The organism is Schauerella aestuarii, assembly GCF_009866805.1.
In the GTDB taxonomy this organism is placed as follows: Bacteria; Pseudomonadota; Gammaproteobacteria; order Burkholderiales; family Burkholderiaceae_B; genus Schauerella; species Schauerella aestuarii.
On record NZ_SIZW01000043.1, the window covers coordinates 483,798 to 502,050 of the forward strand.

General features: G+C 62.4%; 13 protein-coding genes. 1 reads left to right on the forward strand and 12 read right to left on the reverse strand.

The window, feature by feature from the left end; all coding sequences use genetic code 11:
* Positions 1-62: 62 nt before the first annotated feature.
* Positions 63-1,451, reverse strand: a complete 1,389-nt coding sequence (locus EYW45_RS21550) for an L-serine ammonia-lyase (RefSeq protein ID WP_161137506.1) — start codon at positions 1,449-1,451, stop codon at positions 63-65.
* Positions 1,452-1,611: 160 nt separating this feature from the next.
* On the opposite strand from EYW45_RS21550, the gene EYW45_RS21555 reads away from it, so the two are divergent.
* Positions 1,612-2,514 carry a LysR family transcriptional regulator gene (locus EYW45_RS21555; protein WP_235939174.1) on the forward strand — a complete coding sequence of 301 codons (903 nt, stop codon included), beginning with the start codon at positions 1,612-1,614 and terminating at the stop codon, positions 2,512-2,514.
* Between the two features lie 98 nt (positions 2,515-2,612).
* On the opposite strand, the gene EYW45_RS21560 is transcribed toward EYW45_RS21555, so the two are convergent.
* The 11 genes from EYW45_RS21560 to EYW45_RS21610 form a co-directional block, all read right to left on the reverse strand.
* A complete protein-coding gene (locus tag EYW45_RS21560; protein WP_161138017.1) occupies positions 2,613-3,791 on the reverse strand; it encodes a pectate lyase family protein in 1,179 nt (392 codons plus the stop codon).
* A gap of 13 nt (positions 3,792-3,804) precedes the next feature.
* Positions 3,805-5,709, reverse strand: a complete 1,905-nt coding sequence (locus EYW45_RS21565; protein ID WP_161137508.1) for a CDC27 family protein — start codon at positions 5,707-5,709, stop codon at positions 3,805-3,807.
* On the reverse strand, positions 5,702-6,730 hold the full coding sequence (locus EYW45_RS21570) for a sugar ABC transporter (protein ID WP_161138018.1): 1,029 nt from the start codon (positions 6,728-6,730) through the stop codon (positions 5,702-5,704). Before EYW45_RS21570 ends, EYW45_RS21565 begins: the two co-directional genes overlap by 8 nt.
* A 121-nt stretch (positions 6,731-6,851) precedes the next feature.
* Positions 6,852-7,568, reverse strand: coding sequence for a P-loop NTPase family protein (locus EYW45_RS21575; protein ID WP_161137509.1), 717 nt, complete (start codon positions 7,566-7,568; stop codon positions 6,852-6,854).
* Positions 7,569-7,579: 11 nt separating this feature from the next.
* Positions 7,580-8,920, reverse strand: coding sequence for an ABC transporter permease (locus tag EYW45_RS21580; protein ID WP_161138019.1), 1,341 nt, complete (start codon positions 8,918-8,920; stop codon positions 7,580-7,582).
* A gap of 10 nt (positions 8,921-8,930) precedes the next feature.
* Positions 8,931-10,085, reverse strand: coding sequence for a polysaccharide biosynthesis/export family protein (locus EYW45_RS21585; RefSeq protein WP_161137510.1), 1,155 nt, complete (start codon positions 10,083-10,085; stop codon positions 8,931-8,933).
* A gap of 44 nt (positions 10,086-10,129) precedes the next feature.
* The gene (locus EYW45_RS21590; protein ID WP_161137511.1) at positions 10,130-12,190 is read right to left on the reverse strand and encodes a glycosyltransferase; all 2,061 of its coding nucleotides are present in this window, start codon (positions 12,188-12,190) and stop codon (positions 10,130-10,132) included.
* On the reverse strand, positions 12,187-14,667 hold the full coding sequence (locus EYW45_RS21595; RefSeq protein ID WP_161137512.1) for a hypothetical protein: 2,481 nt from the start codon (positions 14,665-14,667) through the stop codon (positions 12,187-12,189). Before EYW45_RS21595 ends, EYW45_RS21590 begins: the two co-directional genes overlap by 4 nt.
* A 39-nt stretch (positions 14,668-14,706) precedes the next feature.
* Positions 14,707-15,966, reverse strand: a complete 1,260-nt coding sequence (locus EYW45_RS21600; RefSeq protein ID WP_161138020.1) for a nucleotide sugar dehydrogenase — start codon at positions 15,964-15,966, stop codon at positions 14,707-14,709.
* Positions 15,967-16,637: 671 nt separating this feature from the next.
* The gene (locus tag EYW45_RS21605; RefSeq protein WP_161137513.1) at positions 16,638-17,255 is read right to left on the reverse strand and encodes a nitroreductase family protein; all 618 of its coding nucleotides are present in this window, start codon (positions 17,253-17,255) and stop codon (positions 16,638-16,640) included.
* Between the two features lie 98 nt (positions 17,256-17,353).
* Positions 17,354-18,139 (reverse strand): SDR family NAD(P)-dependent oxidoreductase, encoded by a 786-nt coding sequence (locus tag EYW45_RS21610; RefSeq protein ID WP_161137514.1) that lies wholly within the window; start codon positions 18,137-18,139, stop codon positions 17,354-17,356.
* Between the last annotated feature and the right edge of the window lie 114 nt (positions 18,140-18,253).

Here is an 18,253-nt window from a genome sequence, read left to right on the forward strand (position 1 = left end):
GGGGCGGAGATGATCCGCCCCATTTTTTCGTCCATGCACTTTCGCCTGAGCACCTTTTCATCTCAGCACTCCACGATATTCACCGCCAGTCCGCCACGTGCGGTTTCCTTGTACTTGTTGAGCATGTCGGCGCCGGTTTCGCGCATGGTCTTGATGACCTTGTCCAGGCTCACGTGGTGCGCGCCATCGCCATAGAGCGCCATGCGGGCCGCATTGATGGCTTTCACCGATGCGATGGCATTGCGCTCGATACAGGGGATCTGCACCAGGCCGCCGACGGGATCGCAGGTTAGGCCAAGATGGTGCTCCATGCCGATTTCGGCGGCATTTTCCACTTGGCTTGGCGTGCCGCCGAGCACGGCGCACAATGCGCCTGCGGCCATGGAACACGCCACGCCGACCTCACCTTGGCATCCCACCTCGGCACCGCTGATCGACGCGTTTTCCTTGTACAGGATGCCGATGGCACCGGCCGTGAGCAGAAAGTCGATCACGCCTCGATCGCAGGCGTCCGGGATCGCCTGTGTGTAGTAGTGCAGGACGGCGGGGATAATGCCGGCCGCGCCATTGGTCGGCGCGGTGACCACCCGGCCACCGGCCGCGTTTTCCTCGTTGACGGCAAGCGCCCAGAGGTTGACCCAATCCAGCACGCGCAGCGGATCCTCGGGCGTGGGGCTGAAGACACCCAGCCGCTGTTCCAGGCGTGCGGCGCGACGGCGCACTTTGAAGCCGCCAGGCAGGATGCCCTCCGTACGACAGCCGCGCTGTACGCAGTCCTGCATGACTTGCCAGATCTTGAGCAGGCCGGCATCGATTTCGCTATCGGTGCGCCAGTGGCGTTCGTTGCCGCGCATGAGCGCTGCGATGCTGATCCCGTGCGCCTCCGTGAGGCGCAACAGATCGTCGGCGTGATGAAAGGGATACGGGAGGATGGTGGTATCCGGCGCGATGATCTTCTGCCTGCTGCCGTCGGACGCCACGGCGTCGCTCACTACGAACCCGCCGCCTACGGAGTAGTAGGTCGCCTCGCGGAGCAGGGCGTTGTTTCGGTCGAAAGCCGTGAACGTCATGCCGTTGGCATGAAACGGTAGGGACCGGGTGCGATGGAAGACGATGTCTTGCGCGTCGTCGAACGCCACGGCGTGGCTGCCGCCAAGCGAGATCGACTGTGTGGCGCGGATCGCGTCCAGGCGGTTTGGAATGGCGTCGACGTCTACCGTATCCGGCTCATGTCCGGCGAGTCCCAGCATGACGGCCGTGCCGCTACCGTGACCTTTTCCTGTGGCGCCGAGCGACCCATAAAGCGCCACGCTCACCCGTGCGACATTCGTGATCTCATTGCCATGCTGCAATGCGCGCGTGAACAGCACCGCCGCTCGCATGGGACCCACGGTGTGCGAGCTCGATGGCCCGATGCCTATTTTGAACAGGTCGAAGACGCTGACTGCCACGGTATGGGTCTCCCTTTGCCGCGCTGAATGGCCACGCGGATATTTATTGATCGCCCCATGGTAAGAAGGCGATATCGTTACGTCTACTGATATAAATTAAGCATATTCATTAGAATATCTATCGATTAAAGAAAGAGGCAAGGGCCCTGACGCAATGGATATGAATCGCCTTTTGACGCTGCGCGCGCTAGCCACCTGCGGCACGATGGCAGCGGCTGCGCAGTCGTTGCACCTCACGCCGTCGGCCATCTCGCAGCAGCTCGCGCAACTCGAGCGCGATCTCGATACCCGATTGACCGAACGCCGCGGACGTGGCGTGGCGTTGACGCCCGCAGGAGAAGCGTTGGTGCGTCACACCGAGCGCATCATGGGCGTGCTCGATGAGGCGAAGGCCGAACTGGCGCAATTGCGCAGCGACATCGCCGGGGAGTTGCGGGTGGCATCGTTTCCCTCCATCGCGGTGGCCGTACTCGCAGATACGGTGCGGGAGTTGCAGGATTCCCATCCCCACTTGAGGATCGTGGTGCAGGAAATGGAGCCGCAGGAGGGCCTCACGGCATTGGGTGCGTGGCACACCGATGTGGCTATCATCGACGATCTGGCCGCCGATCCCGGCGGGCGTCATGATGCCTACGACTTGCTGCCGGTCGGGCAGGATGTGCTGCATGTGTTGCTGCCGAGCGACCATCCGCTGGCCACGCGCGCATCGCTGCGGGTTGTGGATCTGCGCGATGCCGCATGGGCGCTGGATTCGACGTCCAGTTCGTTCGGGGCATTCATCGCCGGGTTGTGCCGGCGCGCCGGATTCGAACCGCGAATCAATGCGCACTGCTCGGGTTTCGGGATGGTTGCAGCCATGGTGGCGTCGGGCTGTTCGATTTCGCTCGCATCCGGGTTGCGCCTGATCAAACCCTTGCCTGGGGTGACGGCGGTGCGTCTGCGGCCGGAGATTCAACGCCGCATTCTGCTGGCCTATCGCAAGGGCGAACGGCAGCATCCGGCCGTCCAGGCCTTCGTGAATGCGTTGCAAGACAGTGCGGCGCGTGTACTGTTGCGCAAGTGAGAACGACGCTGCGGTGCGGTGCCATGTTAAAGGCGCCGCTAGCCGCCCGGCTGCTGGTCAGCCGCTCGCGGCTCGGCTGCCCGCGGGTTATCTGCCTGCTATTCGTCCGCTTGCTGCGTGCTCGTGTTGCCGGCGAACTTGCGGATTTTTTCGGCCAGTTCCGGCGTGGGCGGCTCGTAGCGATAGCGATAGGGCGGCGTGGAAACCGACTCAGGCCGGTAATCCTTCAGCACCGGCTTCGCATCGCCCAGGTACAGGTTATCTTTCAACCGCAGATACGCTTTGTAGTCGCGCGTGTATCCGTGTTGGGCCTTCAGTTTTTCATAGGCACGGCGATCGGATTCGCCGTTCTCCAGCGCACTTCGTTCTGAAGCGATCGGGATGAAGCGGCAGTAATTGACGTCGACACCTTCAACCGTAGGGGACCGCGCGGGCTCTACACATTGGCGCGCGGTGGTGTTGCTGAAGATGTTGCCTTCAACGAGCGCCTTGGCTTCCAGGCTGAAGCTCATGCCGTAGAAATCCCAGTTCTCCAATAGATTGTTGAATAAATGAAACGTACCGAACTGCGCTCTTGGATTGCGCTGCACGGTGTTGAAGAAGTAGTTATGGTGCAGCGTCACGCGCGCGATCGCATCGCGGTCGTAGTTGTGGAAGAGGTTCTCGTTGGTGATGTTGTTGAGCAACATGACTTTGTTCGAGTTGTGAAATTTCGTCCATGAGATCGTCACGTCGGTGGAGCCGTTCTTCACATTGAGCAGCCGATCGGACATGCGCGAAAGATCGAGGTGATTGACCCACACGTCGCGGCTGCCGTTGGCCACGTTCACCGCCTGCGTGAGCCTGCTCAAGCGCCCATCGATCGTGAGATGCGTGAGGATGACGTTTTTGCTGCCATACACACCCAGGCCGTCATCCAGCAGGGTGACGCGCCTGCCGCGTCCGTCGATGGTGATGTTCGACGGCACGCGAAGTTGCGACTTCAAGACGATCGTCATGTCGGACGCAAAGCGGATCCAGGTGGGGCCTTGCCTGGCCTGGGCAAGCGCGGCGCGCAGCGTGCCCGGCCCGGCGTCCTCGTTGGACGTGACCTCGACGAATGTGCCGCCTGACCCGCCTGCGGCCCGCGCGCCGTAACCTTCGCGTTGCTCAAGCAGCGAAGAGACGGATGGACAATCTTCGTTCGGTCGGTCGCACGATCCATGGGCAGCGCTCGCGCCACCGTGCCACAAGACCATGGCAAGCACGACTCCCCGCATCATCATGGCTGACGTCATCGGCATTTACTCCCTATCGTTGCTCGGATCGGTCTGCGGACTTCACGTGCCGCCAGATGCCACCGCTCAGGCGCAGGTCTTCCGGAGGGCCGGCGAGATGCGCCTTGAGGTGCTGGAAGTAGGCCGCCTGCCATCGCCGCGAATAAGCATCGGCATCCTCGCCGGGATGGGCTGCAGGCAGCATCTTCAGCGTATACGCCACCTGCCCGTTTTCCCAGCGCGGTACGTAGAAGACCGACGGCACGCCCAGGCGATGCGCCAAAAGCGAGGCGAAGCTGGAGTACGTGACGTCCTGCCCTTCGAAGATCGTGCGCGGCGCTGCCGGGTTTGCCGCGCCGTCGATGGCCAGACACAGCACGTAGCCGGATCCCAGCGCGCGCATGCAGGCCTTGGCGACTTGCGCTTCGGTTTGGTCCGCCGTGGAAATCAACGCGGCAGCGTAGCTGCTCTGGGCGATCTTGGGTGCCGTTGCAAGCCAGCGCGAGGGAATGCCGAGCAGTTCGAGCGCCATGAGCCCGGCATACATGGGGCCGACGTGCGCCGTGGCAACCACCACGCCGCGGCCGGCTGCCAGCAGCGGCGCGAAGAACCGCTCGCCGGTGTCGAGCTCGCCAAGCAGCGGCATGGCCTCTTCGACACTTTCTTCGCGGCATTCCAGCCAGTCGAACAGAAGATGATCCACCAGATGGCCCCAGCGTGCCCGGCGCTCCCACTGCGCGCGATCCACATGGGTATCGCCGCGCAGCGACCAGGCCCAGTCCAGCCGTGCCTGCGGTATCGGCGCAGTATCGAGCCGCTCGTCCAGCCGGCGCATCGCCTCCTGGAAGGTGGGCGGCAACTGCATGCGTCGTTTCGCCACGTATTTTTCAAACAGTGCCTCGGCCTCCTGCTCGCGGCCGGCCTGGGATAAGGCCCCAATCGCCGAACGCTGCCAAAGCAGTTTCTCAGGCGATTTTTCGACCATTCTCACCAGTTGATCGGCGGCATCGTCGTACTGAAGCGTGTAGCGCAACGCGCGCGCATAGAGCCCACGCGTTTGTTCCAATTCTGGCGCGAGGTCGAGGGCGTGCTTGAGCGGCGCGACGGCTTTCTTGTATTGCCCGGCCCGCAGTAAGGTTTCGCCATAAAGCGACAGCAGCCTCACGTCTTCGGGCGAAGCCGTCAAGCCCGCTTCGAAATGCGCGAGCGCATGCACCTTGCGGTCGTCGTCGGTGCCGCGACGAAGGTGCGAGAGGCCGAGCGCTGAGCGCAAGGCGGCGCAGTCGTGGCCTGCGCTCAATGCCGCCGTGCCCAGCCGGATGGCCGCCTCCGCTCGGCCGTCGTCGATCAAGGCCCGCACGGCCATTGCCGCCGCACGTTCATGTGGGAGGTGGTGCGAATCCAGGGCCGCCGCAACATCTGCCGCCTCGGTGGCATCGCCATTGCGCACGAAGGCCAGCATCCAGAAGTACGCCTGGGAAGGGTCGCGCTGCGCCAGCGCCACGGTGGCGCGGGCGACCTGGGCCGCCTCGGTCAGTTGCCCAGCCTGCACGCGCAATTGAATGCGGACAGCCTGCAGCGCTGCAGTATCGGGCTCGATCGCCGCGGCGGCGTCGGCTTCGGCAATGGCGCGCGCCCACTGTTCCGTGCGGCCCAGAAGGCTCGCCAGCAGGCGGCGATCATCGACGCGCAAAGGATAGGCCGCTACAAGGACGTCGAGCGCCGCGATTGCAGGCGCGAGCCGGGCCTCGCGCACCAGCGGCGAGATCAGCCATCGTCGAACGTCGCGCCAGCCCTCGCGCACGTGTGCCAGTGCCGGCGCGAGCATGCCGACTTCGCGCACGGGATCGGCCGCAGCATGGATGGCCTCGATGACGGTACGCAACCGGGCGGCCGCATCGGCTTCGGCTTGACGGTGTGCAGATGCGGTGTCAACCATGACGCAACCCTCTCAATAAAGACATCGCAACGCGGGCGATGAACATCAGCACAAAGCCCAGCGCCAGCGCTTGCAACAGCAGGATGGCCAGGCGTGGACTGCTCGGCCGGTCGGTCGGCACGGGCTGCGCGATGATGGACAAGTACCGCTGCAATCGGAGCGTATCCGTCACGGCCTGCTGATACGTCTGCTGTGCCAGGGTCAGATTCGAATCCGCAAACGCTTGCGTGTTCCGCAGCGCTTCATACGACTTGAGCTGCTTGGCTTCCGTGTTGCCTTCGCCGCTCAAGCGCCGGCGTAATGCGGCAATCCGCTTCTGCAAAGCCGCGACCTGCAGTTCAGCGGGCTTCAACATGAAATGATCCTTGTTGCCGAGCGCACGGAGCTTGTCGAGGTTGATCTGTGCGCTGCTGAGTTCGCTCTCGAGCTGGCTGGAGAGATTCAGCAGCAGGGCCACCGTCGCCGTCGGGTCGATGTTGCCATGGGCGGTGCGCCATTCCGATAGCGCCTCCCTGGCCTCGAGGGCCTTTTTTTCCGCGAGCCGGACCGACGCTTCGCTGACCTTCAACGTATCGGCCACCCCTTTTTTGTTCATCGTGCTGACGAAGGTTTCCGCCAGTCCGATGAGCGCCCGCGAAAGGGTTGCCGCGTCCGCCGGAGAGAATGCGCTCACGCGCAACACGTCGATCTGCTCCAGTGCATTGAAGGACACATGCACCGACGCTTGGTAGGCGCGATAGAGATCGTCTTCGCTTGCATCGTCGGCAAGATGATTGAGCGGGTCGATGCCCGGGCGAACCAGGTACTGGCGCAGATCGACTTGACGATCGAGTTGCTGCATGGCGTCGCGCGACTTCAGGAAATCCGCAACCGCCCATCCGTCGACGAAACCGCCAAGCATGCCGCCCATGTTGCCCGTGGTGAGCAGACTCGCTGCACCGCCGCCGCCTTGCTGGCTGGATCCCGATTGCACGAAGAAGCGCGACTCCGCTTCGTAGCGCGGCGTCGCGATGCAGAGCACATAAACCAGCGCGAGCACCACCGGCACCACGACGATGATGGCGTTGATCCATCGATGGCGACGTCGTGCTTGCTGCGCGCGCTGCCGTTCGCGACGCCGGCGTTCGATCTCGGAACCCGCATCAGAGGCCGAGCTGTCCTTCGTCGAAGCCGCCTCCGAGTCCGTCGTCGCCTGTACCGGATTCGCTCCTCGATCGTCTTGGAGGGAACCTGCTGAGGCACTGGTCGAGGTCGTCGTCGATGCGGAGGGCGTGTCGTTCATAAATCAAGCCTTTTAGGCAATAGTCGGCCATCTGGTTCTGGCGATAACTGGAAAGAATCAAGGTCCGGCCAATCAGCCGCTCTTCGAACAGCGCCAACCAGAGACGGGTAAACCGGCAGGGCTCGAATGGGATGGCCCCTTCGATGACGTACACATCGAAGGCCGGGGCCAGGGCCAATGCGAACGAAAACTCCTGCCGCGCGTAAAGCGGCCAATGTTCCATGGGTTTGGCCAGGCCTTCGGGATCGCTGACGAGGTCGGCGACCAACTCGTAGGTGGCGTTCGCGTCGATCTCATACATCTCGCTCACGAACGCGATCATGCTCAGACCGCTGGCTTTGCCGCGTATGAAGCCTTGCCGGCCTATCGCCCACGACACGTTGCCATCGTGCGTGACGAATCCCTGGCTTGTGGGACGCAGGCCGCACAGCACGTCGACCAACTGACGATGCCGCTCTGGCGAATGCGACAGCAAGGCGTAGCGGCCGACGCCGATGTCGAGATCGGCATCGACGAGCAACGGTTGCCGGCTTCCGAACGCATAGGGTTTATCGGTGACGCTGTTGAGGTGAATCATTCGCTTGGGCCTCACATGGGTTGCACGTTGGGGCGGGCGAGACGTTCGGCGGCCAGTGCGACGACCATCAGGAACACCAGCGTCGTCAGGAAATAAGCCAGACTCGCATCCTGCGACGTGTAGGCACTGAAATACGCCGAGCGCAGGAGTTGCATGCCGTGCGCGAACGGCGACCAGAGTATCCACGGGCGCAATTGCTCGGGTAACTGTTCCGAGACGAAGAACACCCCGGCGAAGATCTGTAGAAACCGTTCGATGATCGGCGCGAGCCTGAGGAAGAAGTGCCAGAAGGTCGCAATCGATCCGAACAGCACGCCCATTGCCGCGCCACCGAATGCCATCAGCACGACGTAGAGCACGAACCCCGTCCAGCTTTGGGCCAGTGTGATGTACCCCAGCGCATGGCCCGCGCTGATCAATATCGCGAACACGACGAGATACACCGAGACGTAGATGAGCGCCTGCACCAGCGCACACATCAGGGGTGTCACGCCGATGAAATTCAACATGCCACGCGCCGAGATATAGGCCGTGCTGCTTCTGAAGATGATCTGGCGGAACATGATCCAGGTCGTGGCCCCCAGGAGCGAGAACGTCTGCACGTCCATGCCGAGGATGTAATGGGTGCCCAGCAGGATGTAGAGCGACGAAATCAGCGTGAGCAACACCACGGGGCCGACCAGCGCCCACACCAGGGCAATTCGGCTTTCGCCCTGTATCACGCGCAATTGATAGACGAATAGGGCCAGCAAGGTGCGCCCGGTGGGCAGACTGCGGCCGGTATCGCGCGCGTGATGGGCGTCGTGCAACCCTTGCAAGCGTTGGCGCAGCATCGCAAGATCGCCGGCCTCGCCCTGAGGGAGGTCGATTTGCAGCGCGATGTCGTTGCGTGAGGCATGACGGCGGGCATCGCGCGCGGCGTCCTGTTTGCGCCGTTCGGCGCGCCGAGCGTGCGCCACGGCAAGGCGCTCGTCCTCCGCGACCAGCTTGGCCGGCAAGTAGCCCGGTGCGAACACGTCGACGCCGGCGCGGACATCCTGCTCGAGCAGACGGACGATGACACGCAAACGCCGTCGGGAGAAGTCGGCAAGCGCCTCATCGACTGCACTGCGCGCGATCTCTGCATTCAGCTCCGTCTGCACGGCCTCATAGACGGTGCGCCGGGCGGCCACGGAATCGTGTGGCTCACCTTCGAGCCGCGCGAGCAAGGGCTTGAGCAGGACGGCCGGGGAGGCCGTGGCTTCAAACAGCGCGGCCGGATCCAGGCGCCAATCCTTGACGCCGGCGCCTACCGCGTAAGTGCTGTCCTTGCGGCGGGCCCGCCAGCCCTTGATCCGGTCTTCGTTGCTTATCGACACGCGATCAAGGGATGCCGGTAGTCGTCGAACCCGAGTCGCTGTCGATCGACCGTGTCGCGCTGAAGCCTGCACTCATCGTGACGCGGAAGGCGGACAGCACCTTCTGCACTTGGGTAAACGGCGCATCGGAGATATAGATCGCCTGGCCTTCATGCACACTGAACTCGCGGGCGAGCGCAATCTGCTCCGGACGCGTGAGGTCGAATTGATACACCACCGGCAGCAGGTCGGGCTTGCCGGCCGCGCCGGCTGTTGCAGGCGTGAACAGGAATACGGAGCGCGGGTCTGCCGTTGCGTCGTCGAGTCCCTTCGAATCGGCCAGGGCGTCCAGAACGGAGTAGTTGCGCTTGCTGATGGCCACGCGCCCTTGATTGCCGGCCGCGCCCAGTACGGTCAGATACTCTCGCGAGTCGTAGGCGGTGATGACATCGCCCGGCCGCAAGAGGATGTCGTTGTTCTGATTGCGATAGAGGTCCGACAGCCTGACCGAAGCCACCTGATTATCGCGGCGAAGGCTGATGACGAGCTGCTCGGGATTGGTCTGCACCGGTGCCGCCAGTGCCAGCGCACTGCTCAAGCGTTGAGCGGTCTGGGTGATCGGATACATGCCGGGCTTGGTGAGATTGCCCTGAACGGTGACCATCTGCCCGCGCGCATCGGCCGCGCGCGTGACGCTCACATCCGCACCCACGACGAGCCGGGCCAGGCGGGCAATGATGGCATCGTGCAGTTGCCCCAGCGTCAAATCCGCGGCGCGGAACTTGCCGAGGATGGGGAAATGCACATTTCCCGCCCGGTCGATCTCCTGATTGCCCAGATCGCTCACGCCAGAGGGATCTGCTGCGAACACGCCCAGCCCGCCGCGCTCCCACACTTTCACATTGATGCCGTCGCCTGAAACCAGGCGATCGAATCCCGCCTGCGTGAGATCGCGATAGCGCACGGGAAAATCGGCAACGGCAGGCACCTGGCTCGCACGCACGAGTTCGCGCGAGACGGGCATCACCACGACATCCTTGTCATCGTGGGCACCGGTCATCTCGCTCAACATCGGACCGGAGCGCGGCAGTTGGCAGCCCGTCAGTGCAAGGGCTGCCAACAGCACAATGACCGGCGCGGCGGCGCGCGGCCGGCCGGAAGCCGGAACGTTCGTTTGCATAAAATCGTATACCTTTTGGGCCTGAGCGAGGGCTGAAGCGGTAGTCAGGCCGTCTTGCGGCGCAGGGGTTGAAAATCGATGCATTCGTCATTTCCCGACACGGGCATGACCGGCACGCACAAAGACAGAAACTTGAACAGCATCGACTCGAGCGAAAACAAGGTTTGCGCTCGATGGCGGCTTTGCGACTTCAATTCGTCATTGCTGCGCGCGAGATCCACCATCGACTCGATCTTGTCGCAGGCCTCGGTCAGGTCCGGGTGCTCGACATCGCTGAGCAGGTGCCCCGTCTCGTTTTCCACAAAACATTCCCCTGCACCGCCAGCGGGTGTCGAGACGACCGGAACGCCCAAAAGCTGGGCCTCGATCAGCACATTGGGCAAGCCTTCGTACCGTGAGAGCAGAACGCTGGCGTCCATTTTCGAATACCAGTAGCCCACATGATTCGATAGTCCCACGAGCAACAGCCTGTCCGTCACGCGCAGCTCGGAAGCCAGTGCCACGATGATTTCGTGCAGACGTCCGTCACCGACGATGACAAAGCGCGCGTGCGGTCGTCGCTTCAAATACTGCGCGGCCAACTTGATCCAGAGTTGAGGCCGCTTGTCCGGCTCCAGGCGGAAGACGCCACCGATCGTCTCCGTGGCTTCGGTCGTGTTTTCCTGGAAGGCGTGCCATTTGTTTTCATCGGCCACCGAACTGTCGGTCGTCAAGTCCGGTACGCCGTTGTAGAGGACGTGAAAGCGCACGATCGGAATGTCGAGCCATTGCGCATAGGCCTCGGCCGCCGTGCGGCTATTGCTGACGAAGTACACCCCAGGTACCTGGGCCAGCGCTTGATACAGCTCGGGATACTCTTCGCGAAAGCGATCCTTGCGAATGTTCGGCGGCAGGCCCCGAAACACAAGGTGGATGGTGGGCACGCCGACCAGCAGGGCTGCCAGCGCACCGAAGAGGCATGTGCCGTCCTGCCACAAGCTCACCACGTCGAAGGGATTTGCCCGCAAAAGGGGGGCAAGACGGGTGACGCCGTAATGGACGGGGGGCGGCAATTGCTCCAGCAAGCGGCCGAGGCTGCCTTCCGGAACGGATTGATGAGCCGCGGAGATCGCCGGCAGGCGATTGATTTCCGTGACTGGAATCTGCGCCTTGACGAGGATTGGAAGAAAGAAGTCCAGCCCCTGTTTCTTGCTGGAGCCGGTGGGCTCGGTATGCTGCTTGACCAGCACTTCGACCTTTTCCGGCCGCATGAGCATCCCAGCGGGCGGGTGCGCAGGAAACTCGGACATTCTGCTCAATTCACCGGCAAGCCGGGTGAGCTGGCGCTCTGCACCGCCCGGCCCCAGGCTCCCGGTCACGAGGGCGACCGAGACCGGTTTGTCGGGGGAGTGCTCGGCGATCTGCCGATTTCGGAAGTGCAGGATCGCGTGCTTCATCGACACGATCTTGATATCTTTGCCCGCCAGGTCGGCGTCGGACTCGAAACCTTGGTAGAACACATAGTCGCTCGCCAGCCCCGTGGCGAGTTCTGCCGCCTTGCTACCCGGCACAAGCTGTTTCGCCACGGGTGCGATCGTGGCGAATGCGTCCGCCAGCAGGCCGCGTTTGCGCAAGCGTTTGGCAAACTCGACGCGTATGTTGCGATCGACATGCTGCGAGATCAGCCGGCGAAACAACGCATCCGATTGCTCATGTGCACGGATGTCGCTCAACAGTTTCGCGCGGGCGAACAGGTTGGCGGGAACGTCCGTCGATTCGGGCAGATGGCGGTCGACCAGGGATAAGGCAGCGTCCAGATGCCGTTCCTTTACCAGTCGGGTCGCGCGGTAGCGCACGATCTGGAGGTCGTCCGGGCATGCTTCCAGCAATGCGGACCACTGCTCGGACATGCCCTCATTCAACCCCGCTGCTTCCTTCAACCGAAGGAGAAGAAAGCGGACCTTGGCGTCCGCCAGGTGAGCGCCGGCCAGCGCTTCTGCGCGTGCCAGGTTTTCCTGGGCCACCTGCACCCGCCCCGACGCCGCAACGATCTCTTCCAGTTGCGCGTGAATCCCGAGCAGGTCGGACTTGACGTCCTCCCGCTCGGTAACCAGCGGGGGCGTCATGCTGCCTTCCTGCGGTTGGCTTTTTCGATCCATACCAGGCAACGCTGGATGTAGTGGTCGAACTGTGCCGGATTGTCGGAATGGGCCTTGAGCGTGCGCCAGTACGGCAATGCCTGCTCGAAGCGGTGCAGACGCATGGCGCCCACGGCGGCGAGACGCAGGCCGATGAGATCGTTGGGCACGAGCTGCAGGATCCGCTCGCCGAGTGCCAGACGTTCGGTGGTGCTGGATGGATCGAGTGCGCGCACTTCCGCATACAAGACCGCGAGGATGCGGCGTTTCTCGTGCTCGACTTCGGTCATCTGCGGCCACGATTGGGCCACGCGTTCAAGCAGATCCCAGGCCCCCCGATGATCGCCGGCAGAGAGCATTTCGCGTGCGCTTCGGATGGCGCGGGGCCCGAGACGGCCAAGCTGCCGCTGCGCTTCTTCTTTCGCGCCTTCGTCGGCCGATGCGTGGGCGAGTACGGCCTTGTACGCATCGATGGCTTGACCGAACCAGCCCCCGTTGAAGGCGACACGTGCAAAGTACAGTTGCGTGCTCAGTGGCGCAGCGTCGTCGGCCGCTGCCTGCTCGAGATGCCACAACGCCGTTTGCTTGTCGCCGAGGGCGTCGGCCGCTCGGCCGCGCATGGCGTCGAGCTCGGGAAATTGCACGTTGGTATCGAGTGCGATGTCGGTGAGGTCGATCACTTCCTTGTGGTTGCCCGCCAGGAGCGCAGCCCGCACACCCAGGCGCATGGCACGTTCGAATGCGCGCTGCGCGCGCAGCCCGGTCAGGGCATCGGGATTGAGCAGGCGATGCGCGCAGATCCTGTCGGCAGCGTCGCGCAGACGCCCCTCTTGCAAGGCGCGCGTGCCTTCGTCGGCCCAGGCCGATGATTGCGCCTGCAGCCAGGCGCCGATCTCTTCCCGATCGCTATGTGCCAGGCGGCACGACACCGCCAACGCCGCCGCGGCCATGATGAAGCCGCGCCACGTGGCTTCCTTGACGAGCTCCAGGACGTCGACATCCTCGAGCGCGGGAGACTCGGACGCCAGGGCACGCAGTCCCGTGCGATCGCCGGCCAGGAGCCGGTCACGCCACAGTACTGCGAAGCCCCGGCCATATGAGGGTACCGTCGCACGTACTTCGTGAACCCAACGCAGGGCGGCCTCGATGTCGCCGGCGGTCTGCAGCAGCGTGAGCACCGTGTCGGCCGCTTCCACCGCACCTGCCTCATGCGCGTCGGTGATGCGGAACAGCTGCTTCCAGTGACCCAGGGCTTCGTCCATGTGTCCCAATTGCCCTGCGGAGACCGCCGCGATCCGCACGATTTCCGGGGTTTCGATTTCGTCGCCCAGCAGGCCCACCGCGAGTGGGTACGCCACGTCATGGCGTCCGAGCTTGAATTGATTGCGCATCAAGATCTGCTCGGCCTTGCTGCCCGAGGCGATGGCGCCATCGGCGCTGTCCAGCAATGCAAGCGATCCTTCGTAGTCGCCCAGTTCTTCCTGCATCTTCGCAAACAGCAGCACGTGATCGAGCAGTCCGGGATGGCGGCGCAGCACGTCGCGCACGCCCTCGGAGGCGCGGCGCAAATCACCCGATTCCCAAACCTTTTCGAGGTATTCGGCGCTCTCGTCGGCGCCAAGCTTCGGCGCGACCGGCTGCAGCGTGGTCGTGCCCATCCTGGGACGCATGAAGTTCTTGAACCAGTCACCGAAAAGACGCTCCGCGAAGAGCGGGGTGTAATGGGTCAGATCGAGGCCGCCGTCTTCCATGGCGTCGGCTTGTCCGATCTTGTTCATCAACGGCGTCGGATCGTAGCAAGGCACGCCGATGTGCTGTGCACTGGCAATGATGGCGGAAATGAGTTGCTCGCGCTGTTCGATCGGTGCGTTCTCCGGCGTCAAGGCGTTGACGTGCGTGACGAACACCACCTTGTCGCGGCCGAGCAAGTCGACGAGCTCACGCATATCCTGTTGAATCTCGTCATCGGCCGGATCGCGCTTCAGGATGCGTGCCAGCAATTCTCGGTCGTCCGAGTCGAGGCTTTTGAACACGGGATCCTGTTCAAGCAACGCGCGCCGCTCAACGAGCCGGTCGGTGCTGGCAAGCGACCAGAACATCCGGGTGCGCGCACGATCGGCGAAGAACTCGCTGAAATAGCGCACCAGGTAGTTGGACTGAATGGGATGCCCGTCGACGGTCAACAGCTTGCGCGAGGAAAGTTCGACCATGTACAGGTCGGCCGGCTTGTGCGTGCCGCGGCGAGCCTGTTCGCCATTCGAAGGCCGGAAGATCAAGCGCTGGACGTCGGCGGGAATATCGCTTTGACCAAACATGAATCGGGCCTGCTGCAGCGCCTCTCCACTGGTGTGCACGAAACCGTAATTACGGCCGAGTTGCAGCTTGATCGGGTAGCGTCCCACGGCATCGCGCAGTGGCGTGTGGATGCGGCAGGTTCCAATCGGAGCGATGGTAAAAGCAGCCATTCAGGGCCTCTCTTGCAGTGATGGATAACGAGATTGAACTTAGAGCGTCCAGTACACGAGGTCGGACTGAAGGCGCTTGCTGTCGAGCACCGACTTCAAGTCGCACACCATGCCGCCATGCTTGACGAGTTGGGGAATGTCTTCCCAAATGGTGTCCATCGTTTCGCGGTGCGGCACCGCGAGAATCAGGACGTCCAGATCGCGAAAACCGTCGCGTGCCACGAGGGTGATGCCGTACTCGTGCTCCATCTGAGCCGAATCGACCATCGGGTCGCACGCCATCGGAGTGATGCCGTAGCTGCCGAGGGCGTTGTAGAGATCGACCACCTTCGAATTGCGAATGTCGGGGACGTTCTCCTTGAACGTCATGCCCAGAATGCCTACCCGGGTCGACGCGTTGAGGCGACCGTTGCGCGCCAGCGTTTGCACCACACGTGAAGCCACGTGATTGGCCATGCCGTCGTTGATGCGGCGGCCCGACAGGATGACTTCGGGGTGATAGCCCAGCTCCTGGGCTTTGGACGTCAGGTAATACGGATCGACCCCGATGCAGTGGCCGCCCACGAGACCCGGTGTGAACTTGAGGAAGTTCCATTTGGTACCGGCAGCGGTCAGGACTTCCGAGGTGCGGATGCCGACCAGATCGCAGATCTTCGACATCTCGTTCATGAGCGCGATGTTGATGTCGCGTTGGGTGTTTTCGAGCACTTTCGCCGCCTCGGCCACTTTGATGGAGGAGGCACGGTGCACGCCGGCGTCGATGATTTTTTCGTAGACGCCGGCAATGATGTCCAGCGATTCCTCATCCTGGCCGGAGACGATCTTGACGATTTTCTCGAGCGGATGTTCGCGATCGCCCGGATTGATTCGTTCGGGGCTATAGCCCAGCTTGAAGTCGATACCGCAGCGCAGGCCCGATACGCGTTCGAGTTCGGGTCCGCAGATTTCCTCGGTGGCACCGGGGTGCACAGTAGATTCGAAGACGACGATGCAGCCGGCGCGCATTACCGGACCGATCGATTGGCACGCCCTGACGAGAAGGGAGAAGTCGGGGTTGTTTCTTTCGTCCACGGGCGTGGGAACGGCGACGACGAAAAAGTCGCAGCCTTCCAGGTCTGCCACCTGGTCGGTGAACGTCATCGGGGATGCAGCCAGGACGTCGTGTTCGATTTCGCCCGTCCAGTCGTCCCCCGCTTTCAATCGTGCGATTCGCCGTTCGTCTACATCGAAGCCGATGACATCAAAGCGTCTTGAGAATGCGACGGCTACTGGCAGGCCGACATACCCAAGGCCACACACTGCGATTCGTTTTACCACTGGAGCCTCATTGTTTTCGTCGTGTGGAACACACTAGAAATCGATGCCCAAAACGACGCGGATCGACGCAAAAAGGCGTGACGAGCGCGTTGTTTTGGCGAGCGCAATGCTCTAAAAGGATTACATATCGATACCCTAAAAATGGTGCAGGGCAGCGAACGGACGAATCGTAGCGGGGCGATCACGCAAGGATCGTTTCCGAGTATTTCCGTTTATGTTGAGATGAGCGACTGCAGTCGTAATAAAGCGATCTAATCTTTCAGATAATTACACCACTTACACAAAACGAAATAAATGTAAGTGGGGTGAGCGTTATCGAGTGAAAGCAAACGTATCCGTGTGAATGCATTAATAAAGATGAAATCATCGGGGGTATGAGTTGACTTCGTTGGCCCAAGCCGTTGATACCGCGGAAGAAAAAGGGGGGAGTGTTCCTGGCGCGGGGTCGATCGACGTGGCGTCATACCCTGGTATCGATCGCGCTTACCGATGCAATTCGGATGTGGGGGACGCAGGGGATTGGTGGCGTGGGCAGTGCCGATCGCCGCGAAGCCGATGGCTCAGGCGGGATGCTTTCGGTGATGTCGCACCGGTGCGGCGAGCGCGCGCGCCGGTGCTGCGATGGTGCTTTCTCAGGGGGTGTTGCTCAATGCTCAGATGATGTCGAGCACCTGCGCCAGGGGGCGCCGCGGCTTCTGTGGCCAGTTCTCCGGCTTGGCGTGACCCACCGCCAGAAGCATGACCGGAATTTCGTTGGGCAGCAGATCGAACTCGTGCGCAACCGCTTCGTGGTCGAAACCGATCATCGGCGCGGCACCCAATCCCAATGCGTGGGCCGCATAGATAAGCGTGGTGGCGCCGAACGTGGCCGTGCGCACAGCCTCATCGCGCTGTCGCCAGACCTGCCCGGCATAGAGCATCTTTGCGCCGGCTTCCCAACTGGGCACCATGCTCGCCGGCATGATCCCCGCGTCTACGGCAGGTGCCAGGCGATCGGCCAGCACGCGTTCATCGGTCATCTGGCCGCACACGATGAAGGTGACGGCGGCTTCTTCCACCTTTGCCTGATCCCAGGCCACCTTGCGCAGCCGCTGTTTGGCCTCAGTCGTGCGGGCGGCGATGAAGCGCCAGTTCTGCAAATTGAACGCTGTGGGCGCGCGCGTGGCCAGGCGGACCAGTTCGCTGATCTGTTCGTCGCTGATGCTTTGCGAAGGGTCGAAAAGATTGATCGTATTTCGCGCTTCGATGGCGGCAATGATGGGGTGAGTCATGGCGTATCCGTGTGTTGAGGCGCGCGACCGCGCCTCAGGCATCGGTCACGGTCGCACAAGCGATTGAAGGAAATAAGGGCGAAGCGTGGAAAAGCAGGTTAGATACTTTCGATCACGCCGCCATCCACGCGCAGTGCAGCGCCCGTGGTGGCCGACGCTTGCTCGGAACTGACGTACAGCACCATGTTGGCCACTTCATCCACAGTTGCCGCGCGTTTGATGATCGACGAACTGCGGTGCGCGGCGATGAAGTCGGCAGCGACTTTTTCAAGACTGTCGCCGGTGCGGTCGACATCGCCTTGCAACATGGCGGCCACGCCGTCGGACAACGTGGGACCGGGCAGCACTGCGTTGACCGTCACGCCGGTTCCGGCCAGGCGCTTGGCCAGGCCGCGGGAAACGGAAAGCTGCGCTGTTTTCGTGAAGCCGTAATGGATCATGTCCGAAGGGATGTTGATCGCCGACTCCGAAGAGATGAAGACGATGCGGCCCCAGCCGCGCTTAGCCATGGCCGGCGCATAGGCGCGCGCCAGCCGCACGCCCGACATGACGTTCGTCTGGAAAAAATTCTCCCAGTCGTCGTCAGCGGTGTCGAAGAAGTCCTGCAGGCCAAAGATCCCAAGATTGTTGATGACGATATCGAAGTCGGGGTGGGCGGCGATGAGTTTGTCGCAGGCGGCTGGGGTGCTGAGATCGCCGGCAAACCCGGTCAACCTGGGACCGGCGCCGCCGAGTTTCGTCAGCGCAGCGTCGACGCTCGCCTCGCTGCGGCCGTTGATGACCACATTGGCGCCGGAGGCCAGAAAGGCCTGAGCCGTTGCGAATCCGATGCCGCTGGTGGATCCCGAAATGAAAACGTTGCGGTGGGTGAAGTCAATGATCACGATGAGTACCTCGCTGTGTTGGGCCCATTCTGTACCTTTCAGATGAAGGGGTGAAGCGGTTACGCTCGAAATGACTGTTCGAGTTTCTCGAATGATGATCCAGGTATCCTTCGA